This window comes from Ruminococcus sp. J1101004sp1_RTP21198st1_B9_RTP21198_201120, assembly GCF_040924245.1.
Lineage (GTDB): Bacteria > Bacillota > Clostridia > Lachnospirales > Lachnospiraceae > Blautia_A > Blautia_A faecis.
The window spans coordinates 122,163-143,875 of sequence record NZ_JBCOMI010000003.1 but is presented as its reverse complement, the minus strand read 5'-3'; the positions used below and the strand labels follow the sequence as shown (position 1 = coordinate 143,875).

Annotated in this window: 24 protein-coding genes; 22 read left to right on the top strand and 2 right to left on the bottom strand. The window is 44.3% G+C overall.

Annotation, left to right across the window (positions count from 1 at the left end):
* The first annotated feature begins 112 nt into the window (after window positions 1-112).
* Together AB5618_RS03200 and AB5618_RS03195 are read left to right on the top strand one after the other, a co-directional pair.
* Entirely contained in the window at window positions 113-2,155 is a 2,043-nt protein-coding gene (locus AB5618_RS03200; protein ID WP_227198861.1) for a penicillin-binding protein 2, read from the top strand.
* A 128-nt stretch (window positions 2,156-2,283) separates the two neighbouring features.
* Window positions 2,284-3,996, top strand: coding sequence for a penicillin-binding protein 2 (locus AB5618_RS03195; RefSeq protein WP_173716061.1), 1,713 nt, complete (start codon window positions 2,284-2,286; stop codon window positions 3,994-3,996).
* On the opposite strand, the gene AB5618_RS03190 is transcribed toward AB5618_RS03195, so the two are convergent.
* A complete protein-coding gene (locus AB5618_RS03190; protein WP_334284945.1) occupies window positions 3,930-4,115 on the bottom strand; it encodes a DUF6783 domain-containing protein in 186 nt (61 codons plus the stop codon). The two genes, AB5618_RS03195 and AB5618_RS03190, sit on opposite strands and share 67 nt — an antisense overlap.
* Here AB5618_RS03190 and AB5618_RS03185 point away from each other — a divergent pair.
* The 9 genes from AB5618_RS03185 to ftsZ all read left to right on the top strand — a co-directional run bounded on the left by AB5618_RS03185 (window position 4,050) and on the right by ftsZ (window position 11,978).
* Window positions 4,050-4,229, top strand: coding sequence for a DUF6783 domain-containing protein (locus tag AB5618_RS03185; protein WP_334284946.1), 180 nt, complete (start codon window positions 4,050-4,052; stop codon window positions 4,227-4,229). The two genes, AB5618_RS03190 and AB5618_RS03185, sit on opposite strands and share 66 nt — an antisense overlap.
* A 203-nt stretch (window positions 4,230-4,432) precedes the next feature.
* Window positions 4,433-5,389 (top strand): phospho-N-acetylmuramoyl-pentapeptide-transferase, encoded by a 957-nt coding sequence (gene mraY, locus AB5618_RS03180; protein ID WP_148461137.1) that lies wholly within the window; start codon window positions 4,433-4,435, stop codon window positions 5,387-5,389.
* Window positions 5,390-5,463: 74 nt separating this feature from the next.
* Window positions 5,464-6,819: a UDP-N-acetylmuramoyl-L-alanine--D-glutamate ligase gene (murD, locus tag AB5618_RS03175; RefSeq protein WP_173734849.1), complete on the top strand. Its 1,356-nt coding sequence runs from the start codon at window positions 5,464-5,466 to the stop codon at window positions 6,817-6,819.
* 39 nt (window positions 6,820-6,858) lie between these two features.
* Window positions 6,859-6,966: a DUF6783 domain-containing protein gene (locus tag AB5618_RS03170; protein ID WP_368366476.1), complete on the top strand. Its 108-nt coding sequence runs from the start codon at window positions 6,859-6,861 to the stop codon at window positions 6,964-6,966.
* Between the two features lie 96 nt (window positions 6,967-7,062).
* Window positions 7,063-8,145, top strand: coding sequence for an FtsW/RodA/SpoVE family cell cycle protein (locus tag AB5618_RS03165; protein ID WP_173734850.1), 1,083 nt, complete (start codon window positions 7,063-7,065; stop codon window positions 8,143-8,145).
* A gap of 58 nt (window positions 8,146-8,203) precedes the next feature.
* Entirely contained in the window at window positions 8,204-9,472 is a 1,269-nt protein-coding gene (gene murA, locus AB5618_RS03160) for a UDP-N-acetylglucosamine 1-carboxyvinyltransferase (protein WP_173734851.1), read from the top strand.
* A 6-nt stretch (window positions 9,473-9,478) separates the two neighbouring features.
* Complete coding sequence (locus tag AB5618_RS03155; protein WP_243879988.1) at window positions 9,479-10,585, top strand: cell division protein FtsQ/DivIB; 1,107 nt, start codon at window positions 9,479-9,481, stop codon at window positions 10,583-10,585.
* Window positions 10,494-10,688 (top strand): DUF6783 domain-containing protein, encoded by a 195-nt coding sequence (locus tag AB5618_RS03150; protein ID WP_368366475.1) that lies wholly within the window; start codon window positions 10,494-10,496, stop codon window positions 10,686-10,688. The genes AB5618_RS03155 and AB5618_RS03150 overlap by 92 nt, the downstream gene beginning before the upstream one ends.
* A 126-nt stretch (window positions 10,689-10,814) precedes the next feature.
* Window positions 10,815-11,978: a cell division protein FtsZ gene (gene ftsZ, locus AB5618_RS03145; protein ID WP_330382736.1), complete on the top strand. Its 1,164-nt coding sequence runs from the start codon at window positions 10,815-10,817 to the stop codon at window positions 11,976-11,978.
* 114 nt (window positions 11,979-12,092) lie between these two features.
* Here the strand turns inward: ftsZ and AB5618_RS03140 are convergent, their stop codons facing one another.
* Window positions 12,093-12,413 carry a DUF1540 domain-containing protein gene (locus tag AB5618_RS03140; RefSeq protein ID WP_173734852.1) on the bottom strand — a complete coding sequence of 107 codons (321 nt, stop codon included), beginning with the start codon at window positions 12,411-12,413 and terminating at the stop codon, window positions 12,093-12,095.
* Window positions 12,414-12,887: 474 nt separating this feature from the next.
* Here AB5618_RS03140 and infC point away from each other — a divergent pair, with 474 nt between their 5' ends.
* The 11 genes from infC to AB5618_RS03085 all read left to right on the top strand — a co-directional run bounded on the left by infC (window position 12,888) and on the right by AB5618_RS03085 (window position 21,522).
* The gene (gene infC, locus AB5618_RS03135) at window positions 12,888-13,382 is read left to right on the top strand and encodes a translation initiation factor IF-3 (RefSeq protein ID WP_118578206.1); all 495 of its coding nucleotides are present in this window, start codon (window positions 12,888-12,890) and stop codon (window positions 13,380-13,382) included.
* A gap of 88 nt (window positions 13,383-13,470) precedes the next feature.
* Window positions 13,471-13,668, top strand: coding sequence for a 50S ribosomal protein L35 (rpmI, locus tag AB5618_RS03130; protein ID WP_117850817.1), 198 nt, complete (start codon window positions 13,471-13,473; stop codon window positions 13,666-13,668).
* A 40-nt stretch (window positions 13,669-13,708) separates the two neighbouring features.
* Window positions 13,709-14,065 carry a 50S ribosomal protein L20 gene (rplT, locus tag AB5618_RS03125; RefSeq protein ID WP_117850812.1) on the top strand — a complete coding sequence of 119 codons (357 nt, stop codon included), beginning with the start codon at window positions 13,709-13,711 and terminating at the stop codon, window positions 14,063-14,065.
* Window positions 14,066-14,415: 350 nt separating this feature from the next.
* Window positions 14,416-14,544, top strand: a complete 129-nt coding sequence (locus AB5618_RS03120; protein ID WP_255610517.1) for a hypothetical protein — start codon at window positions 14,416-14,418, stop codon at window positions 14,542-14,544.
* Between the two features lie 48 nt (window positions 14,545-14,592).
* Complete coding sequence (locus AB5618_RS03115; RefSeq protein WP_118578207.1) at window positions 14,593-15,753, top strand: ABC transporter substrate-binding protein; 1,161 nt, start codon at window positions 14,593-14,595, stop codon at window positions 15,751-15,753.
* A gap of 391 nt (window positions 15,754-16,144) precedes the next feature.
* Window positions 16,145-17,029, top strand: coding sequence for a branched-chain amino acid ABC transporter permease (locus tag AB5618_RS03110; RefSeq protein WP_118578208.1), 885 nt, complete (start codon window positions 16,145-16,147; stop codon window positions 17,027-17,029).
* Window positions 17,030-17,039: 10 nt separating this feature from the next.
* Window positions 17,040-18,113, top strand: coding sequence for a branched-chain amino acid ABC transporter permease (locus AB5618_RS03105; RefSeq protein ID WP_118578244.1), 1,074 nt, complete (start codon window positions 17,040-17,042; stop codon window positions 18,111-18,113).
* Between the two features lie 2 nt (window positions 18,114-18,115).
* The gene (locus AB5618_RS03100; protein ID WP_148461141.1) at window positions 18,116-18,874 is read left to right on the top strand and encodes an ABC transporter ATP-binding protein; all 759 of its coding nucleotides are present in this window, start codon (window positions 18,116-18,118) and stop codon (window positions 18,872-18,874) included.
* A 13-nt stretch (window positions 18,875-18,887) separates the two neighbouring features.
* The gene (locus AB5618_RS03095; protein WP_118578210.1) at window positions 18,888-19,598 is read left to right on the top strand and encodes an ABC transporter ATP-binding protein; all 711 of its coding nucleotides are present in this window, start codon (window positions 18,888-18,890) and stop codon (window positions 19,596-19,598) included.
* A gap of 218 nt (window positions 19,599-19,816) precedes the next feature.
* On the top strand, window positions 19,817-20,434 hold the full coding sequence (locus AB5618_RS03090; protein WP_148461142.1) for an AAA family ATPase: 618 nt from the start codon (window positions 19,817-19,819) through the stop codon (window positions 20,432-20,434).
* Between the two features lie 275 nt (window positions 20,435-20,709).
* Window positions 20,710-21,522, top strand: coding sequence for a polysaccharide deacetylase family protein (locus AB5618_RS03085; RefSeq protein ID WP_226841004.1), 813 nt, complete (start codon window positions 20,710-20,712; stop codon window positions 21,520-21,522).
* Window positions 21,523-21,713: the final 191 nt, after the last annotated feature.

Below are 21,713 nucleotides of genomic sequence, written 5' to 3'. Positions count from 1 at the left end.
GGGAGCTTTAATCGTTTTATTGGGAGTTATCACTTATATTAATTTTCAAAGTGGTGACAAGTATAAGAAACAGGTGCTGAGTCAGGCTCAGCAAAAATACCAGAATCGCACAATGCCAGCGAAACGAGGGACAATCTATGATCGAAATGGCAACATTCTGGCAACGAGCAACAAGGTGTATAATGTTGTACTGGACTGTAAAGCTGTAAATTCAGATGAGGATTATCTGGATCCTACGGTGAATGCTCTGGTTACCATATTTGGCCTTGATGAAGGAGAACTCCGTACCAGGCTTACTTCTGATAAGACCAGGGAGAGTCAGTATCAGATCGTGAAAAAGCAGGTCTCCATGGATGATAAGAAAGCATTCGAGGATTACTGCAGCATACCAGATGATACGGAAATGACCAGGGAAGAAATTCAGGAGAAAAACAATATCCAGGGTGTATGGTTTGAAGAAGATTACCTGAGAGTCTATCCATATAATGAGCTGGCCTGTGATACGTTGGGATTTACTTTTTCCCGAGATACTGCGGACTATGGAATTGAGGGCTACTACAATAGCAGCCTGACAGGAATTGATGGCCGACAGTACGGATATTTCAGTGATGATTCTAATGTGGAGCAAACCATTATCGAAGCTTCTGACGGAAACAGTCTGGAGCTTAGCCTTGATCTTGGAACACAGCAGATTGTGGAAAAATGGGTAAATGCCTTTAAGAAATCTACTGGCGCCAAAAATATAGGAGTGATCGTGGAAGACCCTTCAAGTGGTGAAATCCTTGCCATGGATGGGGGCGACCGATATGATCTTAATGATCCACGTAATCTGTCTTCCTTATATTCAGCAGATGAGATTGCTGCTATGAATGACAGTGAGACCATGGATGCTCTAAGCGCCATGTGGAATAACTTTTGTGTAACCGACATTTACGAACCTGGTTCTGTTGTGAAGCCCATTGTTATGGCAGCTGCTCTGGAACAGGGAAAAATATCCACCAGTGATACCTTCTATTGTGATGGTTACCAGAATTTTGGTGTGCCAGGAAATATGACCACCATCAAATGTGCAAATATTTACGGACACGGAATGGAAACCCTTGCGGAAGTAATCGCAAATTCCTGTAACGATGCCATGATGCAGATTGGTGCAAAGATGGGAGTTGAAAATTTTCTGAAAGCACAGAGTACTTTCAATTTCGGAAGCCGGACAGGAATCGATCTTCCAAATGAGGGATATGGTATTATGCATACTGTTGATACCATGCATGAGACAGAGCTTGCGTGTTCTGCATTTGGTCAGGGATTCAGCTGTACTATGATCCAGGAAATCAATGCAATGTGTTCGGTCATCAATGGCGGCTACTATTATCAGCCACATCTTGTGACAAAAGTCAAAGACGCCAGCGGTGCAACTGTGAAGACAATCAGCCCGCTTCTTCAGAAGCAGACTATTTCTTCCAGCATTTCCGCTGATATCAGAAGCTATATGCAGGCCAGTGTAGAGCAGGGTACCAGTATGACGTCAAAGGTACAGGGTTACAGCTCAGGCGGTAAAACAGGAACTGCGGAGAAATTCCCCCGTGGAAATGGTAAATACGTGGTTTCCTTTATCGGATTTGCCCCGGTTGATGACCCGCAGGTTCTGATTTATGTGGTAATTGACGAGCCAAATGTAGAGGATCAGGCCAGCAGTATTTATCCACAGTATGTGGCACAGGCAATTCTTTCCGAGCTTCTGCCATACATGAATATTCAGCCCGATCAGTCTACAGACGGAACTGTTCCGGAGACAGAGCTTTGGGAGAAATTTAATGGTCATGTAAATACTATATCTGACAGTCAGATTGATGAAAATGGAAATCTGGTGGATGAAGAGGGCAACCTCATTGACTGGGATGGCAATCGGATTGACGAAAATGGTTACCTGCTGAATAGTGACGGAAGTTATCAGATCAATGCAAACGGAGAGTATATAAAATCTGCTAACCTTGATGGAATCAGCGATTCCTACACTGGTTCAGCCGGGGAAACTCTGCCGGAGGCTGTTTCTGATACCAATGTTCCGGGACCTCCGGAAGATAACACGGATCCCATTGAGGATAACAATATGGAGAGTGAAGGCCTGACTAACGAGGAAGCCGGACTGGATTAGAAATACTGTCCATAGGTGGCATAGTATTGGCAGGAAATAAAAAACGGACTGTTCACCATAATACAACACATACCTCCATCTGAAATTAGCATATATTAGTTATGATGATTTCAGATGGGGATTTTTTTATGAAAAAAACCATGACCTTTCACAGGAAAAAAATATGGATGGTTTTTCTTGTATGTGCACTTATGCTTCTGGGACTTGTGGGAAGGCTTGTTTACCTGATGGGGGTTCGGTCGGATTACTATTACCAGAAAGCGGAAGAACTTCATGAAAGAGAACGAGTCATTAAGGCTGCAAGAGGACAGATACTGGATGCAAAAGGGAGGATTCTGGCAGATAATAAAACTGTATGTACTATTTCCGTTATTCACAGTCAGATTAAGGACCCACAGAAGGTTATTGAGGTCTTGTCAAAAGAGTTGGAAATAGATACTGACACAGTGCGTAAAAAAGTTGAAAAAATATCTTCAATTGAACGAATTAAGACAAATGTGGAAAAATCTGTGGGAGATGTGATACGTGGGTATGAACTGGATGGTGTGAAAGTGGATGAGGATTATAAGCGGTATTATCCTTACGGATCTCTGGCTTCCAAGGTTCTGGGATTTACAGGCGGTGACAATCAGGGGATAATTGGCCTGGAAGTGAAATATGAGGAAATTTTAAAGGGACAGGCGGGAAAAATCCTGACCACAACAGATGCCAGAGGCGTGGAAATCGACCAGATCGGAGAAAGCAGGGAAGATCCGGTGGCAGGGGAAAACCTGAAAATCAGTCTGGATGTGGATCTGCAGCAGTATGCTCAGCAGGCGGCCCTGAAAGTAATGGAAGAAAAACAGGCTGCGCGTGTTTCCATACTTCTTATGAATCCGCAGAACGGAGAAATTTATGTATGTGTTAATGTGCCGGAATTTGATCTGAACGATCCTTTTATATTGAATACGGACGTGGACACTTCAGGACTGAATGAACAGGAAAAACAGGATCTTCTGAACCAGATGTGGAGAAATCCCTGCCTGAACGATACATATGAGCCCGGTTCTACCTTTAAGATCATTACCATGTCTGCAGGTCTGGAGGCTGGCGTGGTTTCCGTAAATGACAGATTTTTCTGTCCGGGGTATAAGCTGGTGGATGACAGGCGGATTCACTGTGCAAGGAGAACAGGACACGGTTCCCAGAGCTTTGTGGAAGGTGCCCAGAATTCCTGCAATCCGGTTTTTATTGAAGTGGGTCTGAGACTTGGGGTGGAAAACTATTATCATTATTTCAAGGAGTTTGGACTTTTGAAGAAGACAGGTGTAGATCTGCCGGGAGAGGCTGGAACGATCATGCATAAAATGGAAAATATGGGGAATGTGGAGCTGGCAACAGTTGCTTTTGGCCAGTCTTTTCAGATTACGCCAATTCAGCTGGCGACCACAGTCAGTTCTCTGATCAATGGGGGGAGGCGGATCACACCTCATTTTGGGGTATCCGTTCTGAGCTCAGATGGCACCAGCGGAAGAAAGCTGGAATATCCGGTGGAAACGGGGATTATTTCGGAAAAAACATCAGAGACAGTAAGAGGAATTCTGGAGAAAGTAGTGTCAGAAGGTTCCGGAAGAAATGCCCGGATTGAGGGATGCACAGTAGGGGGCAAGACAGCTACTTCCCAGACTTTGCCAAGAAGTGCCAACCGGTATATTTCCTCCTTTCTTGGCTTTATGCCTGCGGAAGATCCGCAGATCCTGGGGCTTTGCATTATACATGACCCGCAGGGCGTGTATTACGGAGGAACCATTGCGGCACCTGTGATAAAGAATATTTTTGAGGCGGTGCTAGAGCGTGTTTGAAAAATCATTCCAGCAATCTGCACGCCCCACTTTGCGGAAGATTTCACCCGAATTTGGTTGCCGTAGCCCGCTACGGCGCCCTCATCCGGGCAAAATCTCCCACAAATTGTGACGCACATCTTGTAGAAAGCCTTTTTCAAACACGCTCTAAATCAGAAAAAAGAAAGCTAAGCTTCGGTGACCGGTCAGACTGTGAGCAAGGAGAAGTATGTTACCGGTCACGAGGTAAGTAGTAAACAATGTAGGGATATTATCTTGCAAAAACCAAGCTATGGGTTGATAAATAAGGGGAAAAGCTTTATACTATAAGATGCTTTAAAAAGTTTAGAGCGTGTTTGAAAAGGGTTTCTGCAAGATGTGTGTCACACTTTGTGCGGAATGCTTTTTTAAACAGACTCTGGAACGAAAAAAACGAAAGAATTAAAGAGGTGTGAGGATGGAATTTCATATTGTGATCCCGGTGCTGATTTCCTTCGCAATCAGTGCAGTATTAGGACCTGTTATCATTCCTTTTCTGCGTAAGCTGAAAATGGGACAGACAGAGAGAACAGAGGGCGTACAGTCGCATCTGAAAAAGGCCGGAACTCCGACTATGGGCGGCGTGATCTTTCTGATATCCACGATTATTACTTCATTGTTTTATGTAAAAGATTATCCCAAAATTATCCCGGTTTTGTTCCTGACTCTGGGATTCGGACTGATCGGTTTTCTGGATGATTATCTGAAGGTAGTCCTTAGAAGATCTGACGGACTTCTCCCATGGCAGAAATTTCTGCTTCAGGTAGTGGTAACTGGTATTTTCACTTTCTACCTGCTTCGATATACAGATGTGTCCCTGACCATGCGCATTCCGTTCTGGGGAGGACATTATCTGAATCTTGGCTGGCTGGCTGTACCAGTGCTGTTCTTTGCAGTGATCGGAACTGTAAATGGCGTAAACTTTACTGACGGTGTAGACGGTCTTGCTACCAGCGTTACCCTGATCGTAGCCGTATTCTTCACGGTTGTATCCATTGGAACCCAGTCCGGTATCGAGCCTGTCACCTGTGCGGTTATCGGCGGACTGATGGGATTTTTACTTTACAATGTATATCCGGCAAGTGTATTCATGGGTGATACAGGATCTCTGGCACTTGGCGGATTTGTGGCAGGTGTGGCTTATATGCTGCAGATGCCTCTGTTCATACTGATCGTGGGCCTGATCTATCTGGTCGAGGTACTGTCCGTTATGATCCAGGTAACCTATTTCAAAGCAACACATGGCAAACGTATTTTCAAAATGGCGCCTATCCATCATCATTTTGAGCTTTGCGGATGGTCAGAAGCCAGAGTAGTTGCAGTGTTTACCATTGTGACTGCAATTATGTGCCTGATCGGACTTTTAGCCCTGTAAGAGCTGCCTGAAGCGTGCCTGAAAAGGGAGAATTCTGGGGCATCCATTGCAAGGCATTAAGGAGGAAATAAATCATGGAATTAAAAGGAAAAAAAGTTCTGGTTTTCGGAGCCGGAAAAAGCGGTATCGGCGCAGCTGATCTTCTGAATGCAGTTGGTGCCTGCCCGGTTCTCTACGATGGAAAAGCAGATCTGGATAAAGAGAGCGTATTACATAAAATCAGTGGAAATTATGAACTTCCCATCTATGCAGGAGAGCTGCCGAAGGAAGTTCAGGAAAGCCTGGACCTTGTGGTATTAAGTCCTGGAGTTCCCACAGATCTTCCAATTGTAAAAGGTTTTTATGATCAGGGACTTCCTGTATGGGGCGAGGTTGAACTGGCTTATCAGACGGGAAAGGGTGAAGTTCTTGCAATTACCGGAACAAACGGAAAAACTACAACAACAGCCCTTCTTGGAAAAATCATGTCAGATGCACGCCCATCTGTATTTGTTGTTGGAAATATTGGAACTCCGTATACTTCCAAGTCACTGGAGATGACCGATGAGACTGTCACGGTTGCAGAGATCAGCAGCTTCCAGCTTGAGACTATCTGGAAATTTGCTCCAAGGGTAAGCGCCATTTTGAATATCACAGAGGATCATCTGAACCGTCATCATACAATGGCTGAGTATATCCGCGTGAAAGAGCTGATCACCAGCAACCAGGGTCCGGAAGATGTATGTGTGCTGAATTATGAGGATGAAATCCTTCGTGAATTTGGCAAAAATATTGTGCCAAAGGCTGTATATTTTTCCAGTGCAAGAGAACTTGAAAAGGGTATTTTCCTGAGAGGAGACCAGATTATTCTCCGCACAGAGAAAGAGGAGATTCCGGTTGTGAGAACAGGAGAGCTGAAGCTTCTTGGTACACACAATTTTGAGAATGTAATGGCAGCAGTGACCATGGCTTACTACGCAGGTGTTGATATGGATAGCATCCGTAAGAGTATCTGTGAGTTTACAGCCGTGGAGCACAGAATTGAGTATGTAACTGAGAAAAACGGTGTGGCATATTATAACGATTCAAAGGGAACCAACCCGGATGCGGCTATTAAGGGAATCCAGGCAATGAACCGTCCGACTCTTCTGATTGGCGGCGGATATGATAAGGAATCCAGCTATGATGAGTGGATCCAGGCATTTGACGGCAAAGTAAGGTATCTGGTACTTATTGGTCAGACGAAAGAGAAAATTAAGGCTGCAGCTGAGAAGAACGGTTTTCATGACATTATTCTCTGCGAGGATCTGAAAGAAGCTGTGCAGGTGTGTGCGGATAAGGCAAACGTCGGGGACGCGGTCCTTTTATCTCCTGCATGCGCAAGCTGGGGCCAGTTTGACAATTATGAGCAGAGGGGCCAGATGTTTAAGGAGTATGTGAGAGCACTGTAATATACCGCAAATTGCAGCGTACATCTTGAAGAAAGCCTTTTGGAGGCACGCTCTGGCGCCTGTTTGAAAAATCATTCCTGCAATCTGCACGTTCTGTTTTGCAGTATATTTCACTCGAATTCGGTTGTCGTAGCTGGCAGAATGTGATTGGCGGCAGGTACAGAAACTTATGATTTATCTCATAGAATATCCGGATCTGGCATATGCTTTAATCAAGGCATGGGACGTCAGGAGCAGATCTCTATGATCCGGGAGCGAAAGAAAGAAACGAAAACAGACACGGTCTTACTGATCCTTGTGCTGCTTCTGGCAGTATTCGGACTGGTCATGCTGTTTTCCATCAGTGAATATAATGGCAGAGTACGTTTCGGCGACTCTGCCTATTATTTTAAAAAGCAGCTTTTTGCAACAGCTCTGGGTCTTATGACCATGTACATAGTAGCAGAGACAGATTACCGGTTCCTTGTGCGGCTGGCACCGGCTGCTTATCTCTTATCTATGGGACTTTCTACAGCAGTTTTGTTTGTAGGACAGGAAATCAATGGCTCCAAAAGGTGGCTGAATTTTGGACCATTGTCTTTTCAGCCTTCAGAATTCGCAAAAGCTGCAGTGATCCTTTTTCTCACCTGGCAGATCCAGGGAAGCAAAAAGATTACAGCTGGCTTCTGGTTTATGTGCAGGACAATGCTGACACTTCTTCCAATTGTAGGACTGGTAGGCTCTAATAACCTAAGTACGGCAATCATAATCCTTGGAATCGGTGTAATCCTGATCTTTATATCAGATCCGGGATATGCCAGATTTATCGGAATGGGAGTAACTGGTGCAGCAGTGATCGCAGTGTTTCTGGCAGCAGAGAGCTACCGTCTGGAAAGACTTGCCATATGGCGAAATCCGGAGAAGTATGAAAAGGGTTTTCAGACCATTCAGGGACTTTATGCTATTGGAAGCGGCGGGCTTTTCGGAAGAGGATTTGGCAGCAGCCTGCAGAAGCTGGGATTTGTGCCGGAAGCTCAGAATGATATGATCTTTTCCATTATCTGCGAAGAACTGGGACTGACCGGGGCTTTTTTTCTCATTGTCATATTCGGGCTTCTTATGTGGAGACTGATGGTGATTGCCCTTCACTGCCGGGAGTTGCAAGGAACACTTTTGTGCGTTGGCATTATGAGCCATATGGCCATTCAGGTGATCCTGAATATTGCTGTGGTGACAAATACTATTCCAAATACAGGAATCACTCTTCCCTTTATCAGCTATGGCGGAACTTCAGTGGTGTTTCTTCTGGGCGAGATGGGGCTGGCTTTGAGCGTAAGCAGAAAATGAAATTTTATCACCAGTCAGAAATATTCGCATACAATAAAAGGTAAGAGGCCCTTTAGGAGTGAATGGCTTGAATGACCGGATTTACATTGAGGGAGGACACCAGCTGAAGGGAAGTATTCGGATACAGGGCTCAAAAAATGCAGCGCTTCCTATGATGGCGGCGTCTCTTTTACATCGGGGAGTCAGCGTGCTCAAAGGCTGTCCGCGGATCGCGGATGTTTTTTGTATGGAGGAAATTCTTCAGAAGCTTGGGGCAGTGACCTGGTGGGAAGACCATGATCTGTATATGGATTGCGAAAATGCCGGTAAATGGTCAGTTCCTTTTGAATTTACAGGGAGGATGCGGTCTTCCGTGATTCTTCTTGGAGCGCTTCTCGCAAGAAACGGGAAAGGAAGTCTTGGTTATCCAGGTGGGTGCGTGATCGGGAAAAGACCTATTGATATGCATCTTTTTGTGCTTCGGAAGCTTGGCGCAGTGATCACAGAGAAACAGGGATTTTTGGTGGCAGAAGCACCTTATCTGCAAGGGGCATTGGTCTCTTTTTCAAAAAGAAGTGTGGGAGCCACTCAGCAGGGCATTTTAGGAGCCGTGCTTGCAGATGGAGAGACTGTACTGGAAAATTGTGCCTGCGAGCCGGAAATACAGTGGCTTTGCAGGTATATGCGTTCCATGGGAGCAAAAATACAGGGGGATGGAACTTCTGAAATAAGAATCCAGGGAGTTAAAAGCCTGAGTGCCGGGTGCATTCAGGTGCCGCCAGACCGCATTGTGTCAGGAACCTATATCTGTGCGGCAGCTGTCACCAGAAGCCAGATTGTTCTGGAAAACCCTCCGGAAGGAGAACTGAAGGCCTTTCTGGAAGTATATAGGAAAATGGGTGGACAATATAAAGGTAACAGTGGTAAACTATTAGTCAATGGAAAAAATGTTCAAAGCCCTGTTAAACTGCTGGAAACGGGAGTGTATCCAGGATTTCCAACAGATCTGCAGTCTCCTGTAATGGCAGTTCTTTCCACCATAGAGGGGGAAAGCTGCATTCGTGAAATGGTTTTTGAAGACCGTTATAAAGCAGCTGACCAGTTGCAGAAAATGGGAGCCAGGATCCGCGTACAGGGAAATGAGGCTGTGATCTGCGGTGTAAAGACTTTACATGGAGCAGCTGTGCAGGCACAGGAATTAAGAGGCGGTGCAGCCCTGATCCTGGCAGCACTTGGGGCCAAGGGAGTTACCGCACTGGAAGGATATTCTTTTGTACAGCGTGGGTATGAGCATATTTGCCAGGATCTTAATGCGCTGGGAGCAGCAGTAAAAAGGATACAGGAATAACAATATATGAAATCACTGAAAATGAAGCTGATCTATAGAAAACATAAGAAAGCGATTCTGGGTACCCTGGGGGCAGTTCTGCTGGCAGGACTTGTCTTTTTCTTTTCCTACTTTCATGTGACAAAGGTGGAGGTAATGGGAACCTCCCGTTACACGGATGAACAGGTGAAGGAGATGGCTTTGCGGGGGGCTTTTACGGATAATTCCGTTCTTGCAGTTTTGCTCCATTCCAGGGTGGACGTAGAGGGTGTGCCTTTTGTGGAAGGCTTTCATATTACCAGGCTTTCTCATAACAGTATCTGCATCAGTGTCCGGGAAAAGAAGGCGGTAGGCTGCATTCCTTATCTGGACAGTTATATTTATTTTGACAGAAACGGTATTTTTATTGAAAGTTCTCATACAAGGGATGAACTGGTGCCTTTTTTTGATGGCATTGAAGTAAGCCATGTGATCGAAGGGGAGAAGCTTCCAATTAAAGGAAACTCGGTTCTTACCACTGCGGTGGCGCTGGCAACTATTTTTCAGAAGAATGATGCCATACCGGATCATATTGAATTTGACACCAGTTATCAGATTACTTTGACTTATGGAGATATCCGGGTGATGCTGGGAAAGGATGAGTATCTTGAGGACAAGATGACACGTGTCAGCGCAATTTTGCCCAAGCTTTCCGGCAAAAAGGGAATCCTTCATCTGGAAAATGTAAATGACAATTCCAAGACGATCACCTTCGAGCAGGATCTGGGCGAGGATGGCGTGATTGCGGATGTGGATACTGCGGCTGCTTACGAGAATGCAGTGGCTAACTGGCATGGAGGATATGACCTGGAGGGTGACTATACCGGTGAAGGTGAATATGACCAGAACGGAAACTATGTAGGCTCCAGACCTACTGAGGAGAGCATTGCTGCAAATGGCAGCTGGCTTGGCGGATATATGGAAGATGGAAGCTATACCGGTTATGGACAGCTGGATAAAGATGGAAATTATGTAGGTCCCAATCCCAATGAAACCAGTGAAGATGGAAGCGGAGAGGATCTTGAAGATTACAGTGGGGATTACAGCGAAGACTATAATGATAGCGGTTATGACAGTTACGATGAGGAAGATTAGAGAGTGGCTGAAAATCTCCAGTAAATGTGATGCACATCTTGCAGAAAGCCTTTTTCAAACACACTCTGAGGAAAATATCGCGTATTTCGCGAAAAAAGTATAAAAAAACAAAATTAGTGGTTGATAAATTCACAAAAAAAATATATGATATAGCTATATGCAGCTTGGTATATATATTTGCTGAAATTAAAGATAAAGGATATAAGGTAGAAATAAAGGAGGAAGTACATTGTTAGAGATAATGTCAAATGAGGCGGAATCCTCTGCTAAGATTATTGTAATCGGAGTAGGCGGCGCCGGAAATAACGCAGTTAACAGAATGGTTGAAGAAGCCATCGGCGGGGTAGAGTTTGTAGGAGTGAATACAGATAAGCAGGCTCTGACTCTGTGTAAAGCTCCAACTGTACTTCAGATCGGTGAGAAAATTACCAAAGGTCTTGGTGCAGGAGCACAGCCTGAGGTTGGACAGAAAGCAGCAGAAGAGAGCATTGAGGAAGTAAAACAGATCATCGAAGGTGCTGACATGGTATTTGTTACCTGCGGTATGGGCGGTGGAACTGGTACAGGTGCTGCACCGGTTATCGCAGCAGCAGCTAAGGAAATGGGGATCCTCACTGTAGGTGTTGTGACCAAACCTTTCCGTTTTGAAGCTAAGACACGTATGAACAACGCACTTGCAGGTATTGAGAACCTGAAGAAGGCTGTTGATACATTAATTGTAATTCCGAATGACAAATTACTGGAGATTGTAGATCGCCGCACAACTATGCCGGAAGCACTTCGTAAAGCAGACGAGGTTCTGCAGCAGGCAGTTCAGGGCATCACAGATCTGATTAATCTGCCGGCTCTTATCAACCTTGACTTTGCTGATGTTCAGACTGTTATGACAGATAAAGGTATTGCACACATTGGTATCGGTGAGGCAAGAGGCGATGACAAGGCTATGGAGGCTGTACAGCAGGCTGTATCCTCTCCGCTTCTTGAGACTACCATCAAGGGTGCTACACACGTTATCATCAACATTTCCGGTGATATTTCCCTTATGGACGCAAATGATGCTGCAAGCTATGTACAGGAGCTTACAGGTGAAGATGCAAATATCATCTTTGGTGCTATGTATGATGATTCTGTTGCTGATTATGCGAGAATCACTGTTATTGCTACAGGCCTTTCTGATAATGCACAGGCATCCAATCCATTTGGAAATAAGGCAAGCAACTCTGTATTTGCCAATAAGAGACCTGCTTCCACTACAGCGTCTGCTGGTGTGAATCTGAACATGCCGTCTTTCAGCATGCCGACTATGAATGCTACACCATTCACAGCGAAGACACCATCCAGCACTGTTCAGAAGAAAGATATCCAGATCCCGGATTTCTTAAGAAACAGATAATGAATGGAAATTAAAAGGCCCTCGCACATTTGTGCGGGGGCTGTTTTTGAATTTGCGGCTATTTTCTGGAACCTGTTTGAAAAATTTTTGCAGAAAGCCTCTTTCAAACACGCTCTAGCACTGGCATTCAAAGGTATCGCATTTTGTTTCGGAACATACTTTTGCACCGCTTCCGGCTACATCAATAGCAGCTGCGGTACATTTACACTTTTCGTTATAGGTACAGTTGTGGGCTTTGCAGTCAATCTGGATGGTCTCACATCCACAGCTGTTTTTGGCACTGTTCATGGCACCCTGGCTTTTTTCCCGGAAGCTTCCGCAGGATGTTTCTTCAGAACTTTTTGCACTGTCACCCATGACGTTGATTTCCCCTCTGGAACAAAGCATATCTTCGTTGTAAGCACAGGTTGTTGCGGAACATTTTAAGATTGTCATGTTTTTTACCTCCTGATTTTGTATGCTTGATTTTGCAAACATTTGCAGTTGTTCAGCAGACCGTATTTCATGAGGGCACTAAACCGCTGCAGCAGTCTTAGTTTTTCCTGTGCCTGCAAAAAATATGCACAAATTTATAAGAAAAAAATTATTAGAAAAAATAAAAAAACATCTTGACTTTCACAATAAGGCATGATATTATACGACAGTACGTGATGAAAAGAAAGCAGAGTTCACTCTCACCTCAGCGCATACTTAGATGCGGCTCGGGTTCATATTGCACAGCAGCGCGTGACTTAGTTCGCGAGTGTAATAGGAGAAGTGTGGATTCTGTCCGCACTTTTTTTATATTTGCGGCGTCAGGTATCAGGCAGGAATTTCTTCCTGCGAAGGGGAATGAGAGTCCAGAAGTTAAAAACTGGATCAGAACAGATCATCTATCAGGTATGGAGGTGCACGACAATTAGCAATTTAATGATTAACGAACAAATCAGAGACAAAGAGGTACGCTTAATCGGACCGGACGGAGAGCAGCTCGGAATTATGTCCGCAAGAGAAGCAATGGCCAAAGCTCAGGAGGCAGAGCTTGATTTAGTAAAGATTGCCCCACAGGCAAAGCCGCCGGTATGTAAGATCATTGATTATGGTAAATATCGCTACGAACTTGCCAGAAAAGAGAAAGAAGCCAAGAAAAAGCAGAAGACCATCGATGTCAAAGAAGTGCGTCTTTCACCAAATATTGATACCAATGACCTGAATACAAAGGCTGGGGCAGCGCGCAAATTCCTTACCAAGGGCGACAGAGTGAAGGTTACTCTTCGTTTCCGCGGAAGAGAGATGGCACACATGTCAAGCAGCAAGCACGTTCTGGATGATTTTGCCGATATGCTGAAGGACATTGCTGTAGTTGAGAAGGCACCTAAGGTAGAAGGCAGAAGCATGACAATGTTTTTAGCACAGAAACACTAGGATGTTGCATTCATTTGGAGAGACACCCTGAGGGTGTCAGGCTGGATGAGGGACATTAAATAGATACGATATTAAGGAGGAAATTACAATGCCAAAAATTAAAACTTGTAGAGCAGCAGCAAAGCGCTTCAAAAAAACAGGAACAGGAAAATTAGTAAGAAATAAAGCTTACAAGAGCCATATCTTAACAAAGAAATCTCAGAAGAGAAAGAGAAATCTCAGAAAAGCTACTGTTGTTGATTCTACTAATGTTAAGAGCATGAAGAAAGCATTACCGTATTTATAAGATATAGCATAGAAGAAGACGAACAGGAGGAAAATAAGAAATGGCAAGAATTAAAGGCGGATTAAACGCAAAGAAGAAACATAATCGTGTATTAAAACTGGCAAAGGGCTACAGAGGAGCTCGTTCCAAACAGTATAGAGTAGCAAAACAGTCTGTTATGCGTGCACTTACCAGCTCCTACGCTGGAAGAAAGCAGAAGAAACGTCAGTTCAGACAGCTCTGGATCGCACGTATCAACGCTGCTGCAAGAATGAACGGATTATCCTACAGCAAAATGATGCACGGCCTTAAAGTTGCAAACATCGACATCAACAGAAAGATGCTTGCTGAGATGGCTGTAAATGATGCTCAGGGATTCGCAGCACTTGCTGAGATCGCTAAGAAAGCAATTGCTTAATTGAAATAAATAGGATATTTGAATGGGAGATGGGTGACCATCTCCTTTTTTTTTATCCCAGAGCCTGCAAAAAATCATTCTTGCAATCTGAACGCCTCACCTTGCAGTTAATTTTGACCGAATTGATTTTAAACACATTCCAATATGAGTATAATACAAAATATGAAATCAGCATGAAAGTATGCCCTGCAACGTACGTTTGTACGTCACAGAAACAACATAAACAGAAAAAATTGGTCATTGTAACGGAAATTTCTTTTGCAATTCTAAAAAAACTATAAAATTTTCTATTGCAATCAAAAAAACAGAATGCTATAATCATAACATTAAAGTAGTAAAGAGAAGAAGTTATGGAAGCCAAAGCCGGCTGGGAAACCACCAGTGGGCTTTTATACTATCTCAGTGTTGCAGAACCTGTTCCAAAAATCATTCCTGCAATCTGCATGCCATGTTTTTCGGATATGCCTTGGGCACCATGAGAGGCGAGATGACAGACGCTCTTACATAAATTAAGGAGGAGATTTATTATGAGAAATCTGAAAAAAGTACTCAGCATTACTGCAGCCGCAGCAATGGCAGTATCCACAGTAACACCTGTATCTGTATTTGCAGAGAGCGAGGAAACCTTCAAGATTGGTGTCATCGGACCTATGACAGGAGATTATGCACAGTATGGTAATGGTGTATATAATGCAGCTAAGATCGCAGCAGATGAGATCAATGCAAACGGCGGATTCAATGGATATCAGGTAGAAATCCTTGACGCTGGTGACGATCAGGGAGATCCGGAGAAAGCAGTTAACGCTTACAATGACCTTCTTGACAAAGGAATGCAGATGCTTTGCGGTACTGTTACCTCCGGTGCTTGTATCGCAGTAGGTGCAGAGGCAGCTGATAGTACATTCCTCTTCACACCGTCTGCTACAGCAGTAGACAGCATTACCGCTGGTGACAATGAGTTCCGTATGTGCTTTACAGACCCAATGCAGGGAACGAAATCTGCTGAGTATATTTCTGAGAAAGGTCTTGCTACGAAGGTAGCTACCCTCTACGATTCCATGGCTGATTACAACTCAGGTGTACATGATGCATTCGTTGCAGCCTGCGCTGATTACGGCCTTGAGGTTGTAGCTGATGAAGCATACACAACAGATAACAACACAGACTTTTCCGTACAGCTTGGAAAGATCAAAGACAGTGGCGCTGAGCTCCTGTTCCTTCCGAACTACTATTCTGACAACGCTCTGATTCTTCAGCAGGCTCATGACCTTGGTCTTGACATGAAGATTTTTGGTGTTGATGGTATGGATGGAATCCTGAATGTTGAGAACTTTGATAAATCTCTTGCAGAAGGCGTTATGCTTCTGACACCATTCTCTGCTACAGGCGATGATGAGGCAACTGTAAAATTTGTTAAAGCATATGGCGATGCAAACAATGGTGAGACACCAAATCAGTTTGCTGCAGATACATATGATGTACTTTACGCTATGCAGGCAGCAGCAAATGATGCTGGCATCACACCAGATATGTCAAATGAAGACATCAGTGCAGCAATGTCTGCTTCCATGCTGAATATTACTCTTGATGGTCTTACAGGAGAAGCTAAATGGACAGAAGACGGTGAGTGCGATAAAGCACCTAAGGCTTATGTGATCAAAGATGGCGTTTACGCTTCTATGGAGTAATTATAAGAATAGAGCCATTGTGCCGGTCATACGGCAGAGGCTTTAACCATTTCCCTGATTGCGCAGGGGATGGCCGTTAGCAAGGGGGAGACGGTTACCTGTGGGTCCGTCTCCTTCTTTGCAATTACAGAAATGATTGTTGTTTCAGTCTGATACAACAAACGGACAGGTGGCCTGTCGGCGACATCATGATATAGGAAAGTCAGCTGCCGTCCGGGACATTCATAGTAAATAACTGGAGCGTGTCTGAAAATTTACTTCCGCTTTTTCGTGTCAGAAAGTGACAGGAAGCTTTACAGTGGGAAAAGCCGGGAATGAATTTTCAAACACGCTCGTGAAAAAGAAAAATCAGTTACTATCTACAGTAATAAATCCAGTTAAGAGGTGCATTATGAGTTTTATATCCTATTTAAAAGATGGTATCAGCCTGGGCAGTATCTATGCGATCATCGCTCTCGGCTATACAATGGTATATGGTATTGCAAAAATGCTGAACTTTGCACATGGTGATGTTATCATGGTTGGAGCATTTGTAATTCTTACCGCAGTTACCAAAGCCAGTATGTCACCAATCCTGGCAATCATTCTTTCTGTTGTGATCTGTACTGTTGCCGGTGTTGTCATTGAGGCAGTTGCATACAGACCTCTTCGTAAGGCTTCATCGAATCTGGCAGTTCTGATCACTGCAATCGGTGTCAGCTATCTGCTTCAGAACCTGGCGCTTTTAATTTTTGGCGCAGATGCAAAGAGCTTTGTTCCGGTTATCAATGTTCCGTCTCTGGAGCTGTTTGGCGGACAGCTTACGATTAAAGGTGTTACGATCGTAACAATCCTTGCCTGTATTGTGATTATGGTTGGTCTTCAGCTTTTTGTAAAGAAAACAAAACCGGGGCGTGCCATGCAGGCTGTTTCCGAGGACCGTGACGCCGCACAGCTGATGGGTGTCAACGTAAATGCAACCATTTCCCTTACCTTTGCAATCGGTTCCGGACTTGCTGCAATTGCAGGACTTCTTCTTTGCTCCGCATATCCTACACTGACTCCTTATACAGGCGCAATGCCTGGTATCAAGGCTTTCGTAGCGGCAGTATTCGGTGGAATAGGTTCTATCCCAGGAGCAATGGTTGGAGGAATTCTCCTTGGTGTTATTGAGATTTTCAGTAAGGCCTATATTTCCTCTCAGGTTGCAGATGCAATTGTATTTGCAGTTTTGATCATCGTGCTGCTTGTAAAACCATCTGGTCTGTTCGGCAAGAACATCCAGGAGAAAGTATGAGGTGGCCGATATGAAAAAAAATATGAACAAAACAACAAAAAACAATTTTATTACATATGGCATGGTAATCGCAATCTTCGTTGTGGTACAGATCCTTTCCTCTACAGGAAACCTGTCCAGACTGCTTACCGGCCTTCTGGTACCCATCTGTGTGTACATTATCGCATCTCTTTCCCTGAATCTGGTAGTCGGTTATTCCGGAGAGCTGAGTCTTGGACACGCAGGATTTATGTGCGTTGGAGCCTATTCCAGTGCTCTGTTTTCCCATGTTACCAGTGATGTGCTTCCGTCTGTTCCAAGATTGATTCTTGCATTGCTGGTAGGTGCTGCTGTGGCTGCTGTCTTCGGTGTACTGATCGGTATCCCGGTACTGAGACTTCGGGGAGACTATCTGGCAATCGTAACCCTGGCATTTGGTGAGATTATTAAGAACCTGATCAATATTCTGTATGTTGGTGTGGATGATAAAGGGCTTCACGTTGCAACAAGCGCAGCCAACCTGAAGCTGGATCCAGGCGGAAAACAGATCATCAAGGGTGCTCTCGGTGTTTCCGGTACTGCAACCTTATATAAAGATATTAAGGATTATTTCTTCCTGATCGGTGTGATTCTGGTTCTGGTCGTTCTGTTTATTATCCAGAATCTGGTAAACTCCAGAAGCGGACGTGCCATTACATCTACCCGTGATAACCGTATTGCAGCTGAGTCCATCGGTATCAACGTAACAAAGAATAAGCTGCTTGCATTTACTATTTCCGCTGCAATTGCCGGTGTAGCAGGTGTACTTTATGCCCACAACCTTTCCATGCTGAAGGTTTCTATTTTTGACTACAACATGTCCATCACCATTCTGGTATATGTAATTCTTGGTGGTATGGGAAATCTTCGCGGAAGTATTCTGGCAACGATTGTGCTTTATGCACTTCCCGAGCTGCTTCGTGGATTCTCCACCTACCGTATGCTGATTTATGCAATCGTAATGATCACAATGATGCTTTTCAACTGGGCTCCTGCAGCTAGAGATTTCAGAAGCCGTATTATTGAAAAAATCAAAGGTCACGTGAAAGAAAAGGAGGCAGCTTAATTATGGCAATGTTAGAGGTAAATAATCTTTCCATACAGTTTGGCGGCCTTCATGCTGTAGATAATTTTCAGCTGAAAATCGAAAAAGGCGAGCTTTACGGCCTGATCGGACCAAACGGTGCCGGAAAAACAACCGTATTCAATCTTCTTACAGGTGTTTATAAGCCAACAGAGGGAATTATCAAGCTGGATGGGCAGGATATCACCGGAAAAAGTATTATCGATATTAATAAAGCTGGAATTGCACGAACATTCCAGAATATTCGACTTTTTAAAGATATGACCGTACTGGACAATGTAAAGGCTGGTCTGCATAATCATTATAAATATTCTACTTTAACCGGAATCTTAAGACTTCCCAAATATTTTAAAGTAGAAAAAGAGATGAACGAGCGCGCTATGGAGATCTTGAAGGTGTTTAATCTGGATCAGGAGGCTGGTCTTCTTGCGGGAAACCTTCCTTATGGTAAACAGCGTAAGCTGGAAATTGCCAGAGCGCTTGCCACAGATCCCAAGCTTCTCCTTCTGGATGAGCCGGCTGCCGGTATGAACCCCAATGAGACTCAGGAGCTGATGGATACCATTCGGTTTGTAAGAGATCATTTTAATATGACGATCCTTCTGATTGAGCACGATATGAAGCTGGTTGGCGGTATCTGTGAGGAACTGACTGTATTAAACTTCGGACAGGTTCTTTGTCAGGGTGAGACAGCAAAGGTTCTGAAAGATCCTGCTGTTGTTACTGCATATCTGGGCGAATAAGGAGGAAAAAGAAATGGCAATGTTGGAAGTAAAAGATTTACACGTATATTATGGTGTAATCCAGGCATTAAAAGGAATCTCCTTTGAGGTAAACCAGGGCGAGGTCATTGCTTTGATCGGTGCCAATGGTGCAGGAAAAACCACTACACTGCAGACACTTACAGGTCTTCTTTCAGCAAAAGAAGGTTCCGTTGTTTTTGAAGGAAAAGATATTACCAGGGTTCCGGCCCATAAGATTGTTGAAATGGGAATTGCACATGTTCCGGAGGGACGTCGTGTTTTTTCAGATTTAAGTGTATATGAGAACCTGATCATGGGTGCTTATACGAGAAAAGATAAAGCTGAGATCCAGGAAAGCCTTGCAGGAGTCTATAAAAGGTTTCCGCGACTGGAAGAGCGTAAAGGACAGCGTGCCGGCACACTTTCTGGTGGTGAGCAGCAGATGCTTGCCATGGGGCGTGCCCTTATGAGTAAACCCAGACTGATCGTAATGGATGAGCCATCCATGGGACTTTCCCCAATCTTTGTAAATGAGATCTTCGATATTATCCGTGTGGTAAGTGAAAGTGGTACCACGGTACTTCTTGTAGAGCAGAATGCGAAGAAAGCCCTCTCTATCGCAGATCGTGCATACGTTCTTGAGACTGGTAAGATCACAATGAGTGGAAATGCAAGCGACCTGCTGAACGATGAAGCGGTACAGAAGGCTTACCTGGGTGAATAAAATTTGTAGATCTGACAGCTGATAGGCGACATGTCCGTTTTGTGAACAAAGTTCACAGAACTTTCGGGAATCTGGTGCATCACGAAGCGGTTACTGGACAGGTCGTGAACAGTAAGGTCTTTGGGAAAATAATCTGGTCAGGTGATTTTTATTGTTGTCGGAAAGAATGGAAAAAACAACGCTTCAGGAAGCTGGCCAGTGTAATAAGGAGGAGAGAAATGGACAATTTCGTAATTACAATTGCAAGACAGTACGGAAGCGGTGGACGTACCGTTGGTGAAATGCTTGCGAAGAAATTAGGGATTGGATATTACGACAAGGATATTATCCGCATGGCATCTGAGGACAGCGGAATTCACGAAACTCTTTTTGGAAGAGTAGATGAGTATTCCAGCGCAAAAAAACCGCTTTTCGGGAAGAATGGAATTTACAGCGGTGAGCTGATCTCGCCTCAGAGTAAGGACTTCACCTCTGATGAGAACCTGTTTAATTATCAGGCAAAGATCATCCGTGAACTGGCAGGGAAGGAGTCCTGCGTGATCATCGGAAGATGCTCCAACTATATTTTGAAGGATTATCCAAATGTGCTTCGTGTATTTATTCACGCTGATTGGAATTTCCGAATGGAAAAGGCTGCTGAGAAGCTGAGCATGAGCCAGAAAGAGATCGAAAAATTCCTTCAGAAGGATGACAAACGTAAGGATGAGTATTACCGCAGATTCACAGGTGAGGAATGGAAGGATGCCACTCAGTATGACCTGTGTCTGGATAGCAGCAAGCTTGGATATGAGAAATGCATCGAAGAAATTGAAAATCAGCTGAAGCTGCTGAAATAATAACAGGCTGTGTCACATAGCAGCATATGATGTGAAAACAAAAGGAAGAGCACTGGTGATTTTGAAAGAGATTGCCAGTGCTTTTTAATGTAACAGGAAATTCCGTTTGGATTTCCTGTTACATTAAAAGCCCTACCGGGCAGGATCGCACTGCGGCGGAAAGGTAGTTGTCGCTCGAGGCGACCCGCCGCAGGCGGAGAATCCTGCAAGCAGGATTCTTTTTTACATTTCATAAACATATATTATCAGGAAAGACAGATGTCAGGCGGCGGGATATGAAGGAAAAAAGACATCTGGTGATGTGGGTAGAATTTATCGCGTTGGCGGTGCTGCTGGCAAGGCTGGAAACTGTGAGAATCCGGGAGAATGCAAAAGAAGTGCAGGAATATGCCTGTGCCGGGCGGGAACAGGAAGGTGCGCAGAAGGGGTACGGAAAAAGAGAGGAAAAAACTGTCAGTGACAAAGTGATAGGGGCTAGGAATAGAAGGTCAGAAAAGAAGCTGGAAGATACTTTGGAAAAGAATGTGACGGAAAAGAAAAAAGCAGCTCTGACTTTTGATGACGGTCCTAACAGTAAATATACGCCGCTGCTTCTGAAAGGGCTGAAGGAGAGAGGGGTCCATGCTACTTTTTTTCTCATGGGGAAGAATATTGAGGGAAAAGAGGCCTTGGTGAAGCAAATACAGGAGGAAGGTCATCTGATCGGGAATCATACATATAATCATGTACAGCTGGATAAGATTTCAAAGGAGGCAGCAAAAGAAGAAATTGAGACAACCAACCAGAAAATCTTTGAAATCACAGGTGTGTACCCGGCATGGTTAAGACCGCCATATGGGGAGTGGCGAAAAAATCTGGATTTTTATGTGGAGATGTTTCCTGTACTCTGGGATGTGGATACTTTGGACTGGAAGAGTAAAAATGTAGATTCGATTATGAAAATTGTGCGGTCGGAAGTGTCAGACGGGGCAGTGATCCTGATGCATGATGCTTACCAAAGCTCAGTAGATGCAGCGCTTCAGATTGTGGATCTTCTGATGGCAGAAGAATATGAATTCGTGACTGTAGAGGAGCTGATATTGCCGTAAAAGATCGTTAAAGATGTTCATTGGTAATGTGTTACTGTTCACTCCGTTCACAATAACGCGCTTCGCGATGCACAGAAATCATGCATTCGCATGATTTCGCGCCGCAATTCTCGGATTTTCTGTGAACTTTGTTCACAAAAAACGCCTCGCGGAACGTTACCAGTGAACAGTAATGTAATGTTCCGCGAACA

What these genes read in the sequence shown, in the direction of transcription:
- AB5618_RS03195 (WP_173716061.1), top strand. Translation starts at nt 2,284, where the DNA reads ATGAAAAAAACCATGACCTTTCACAGGAAAAAAATATGGATGGTTTTT.
- AB5618_RS03090 (WP_148461142.1), top strand. Translation starts at nt 19,817, where the DNA reads ATGGACAATTTCGTAATTACAATTGCAAGACAGTACGGAAGCGGTGGA.
- infC (WP_118578206.1), top strand. Translation starts at nt 12,888, where the DNA reads ATGATTAACGAACAAATCAGAGACAAAGAGGTACGCTTAATCGGACCG.
- AB5618_RS03190 (WP_334284945.1), bottom strand. Translation starts at nt 4,115, where the DNA reads ATGTGCGTCACAATTTGTGGGAGATTTTGCCCGGATGAGGGCGCCGTA.
- AB5618_RS03120 (WP_255610517.1), top strand. Translation starts at nt 14,416, where the DNA reads ATGGAAGCCAAAGCCGGCTGGGAAACCACCAGTGGGCTTTTATACTAT.
- AB5618_RS03105 (WP_118578244.1), top strand. Translation starts at nt 17,040, where the DNA reads ATGAAAAAAAATATGAACAAAACAACAAAAAACAATTTTATTACATAT.
- rpmI (WP_117850817.1), top strand. Translation starts at nt 13,471, where the DNA reads ATGCCAAAAATTAAAACTTGTAGAGCAGCAGCAAAGCGCTTCAAAAAA.
- AB5618_RS03150 (WP_368366475.1), top strand. Translation starts at nt 10,494, where the DNA reads ATGGAAGCGGAGAGGATCTTGAAGATTACAGTGGGGATTACAGCGAAG.
- AB5618_RS03095 (WP_118578210.1), top strand. Translation starts at nt 18,888, where the DNA reads ATGGCAATGTTGGAAGTAAAAGATTTACACGTATATTATGGTGTAATC.
- AB5618_RS03155 (WP_243879988.1), top strand. Translation starts at nt 9,479, where the DNA reads ATGAAATCACTGAAAATGAAGCTGATCTATAGAAAACATAAGAAAGCG.
- mraY (WP_148461137.1), top strand. Translation starts at nt 4,433, where the DNA reads ATGGAATTTCATATTGTGATCCCGGTGCTGATTTCCTTCGCAATCAGT.
- AB5618_RS03115 (WP_118578207.1), top strand. Translation starts at nt 14,593, where the DNA reads ATGAGAAATCTGAAAAAAGTACTCAGCATTACTGCAGCCGCAGCAATG.
- AB5618_RS03085 (WP_226841004.1), top strand. Translation starts at nt 20,710, where the DNA reads ATGAAGGAAAAAAGACATCTGGTGATGTGGGTAGAATTTATCGCGTTG.
- AB5618_RS03110 (WP_118578208.1), top strand. Translation starts at nt 16,145, where the DNA reads ATGAGTTTTATATCCTATTTAAAAGATGGTATCAGCCTGGGCAGTATC.
- rplT (WP_117850812.1), top strand. Translation starts at nt 13,709, where the DNA reads ATGGCAAGAATTAAAGGCGGATTAAACGCAAAGAAGAAACATAATCGT.
- AB5618_RS03100 (WP_148461141.1), top strand. Translation starts at nt 18,116, where the DNA reads ATGGCAATGTTAGAGGTAAATAATCTTTCCATACAGTTTGGCGGCCTT.
- AB5618_RS03140 (WP_173734852.1), bottom strand. Translation starts at nt 12,413, where the DNA reads ATGACAATCTTAAAATGTTCCGCAACAACCTGTGCTTACAACGAAGAT.
- murD (WP_173734849.1), top strand. Translation starts at nt 5,464, where the DNA reads ATGGAATTAAAAGGAAAAAAAGTTCTGGTTTTCGGAGCCGGAAAAAGC.
- AB5618_RS03200 (WP_227198861.1), top strand. Translation starts at nt 113, where the DNA reads ATGCCAGCGAAACGAGGGACAATCTATGATCGAAATGGCAACATTCTG.
- AB5618_RS03165 (WP_173734850.1), top strand. Translation starts at nt 7,063, where the DNA reads ATGATCCGGGAGCGAAAGAAAGAAACGAAAACAGACACGGTCTTACTG.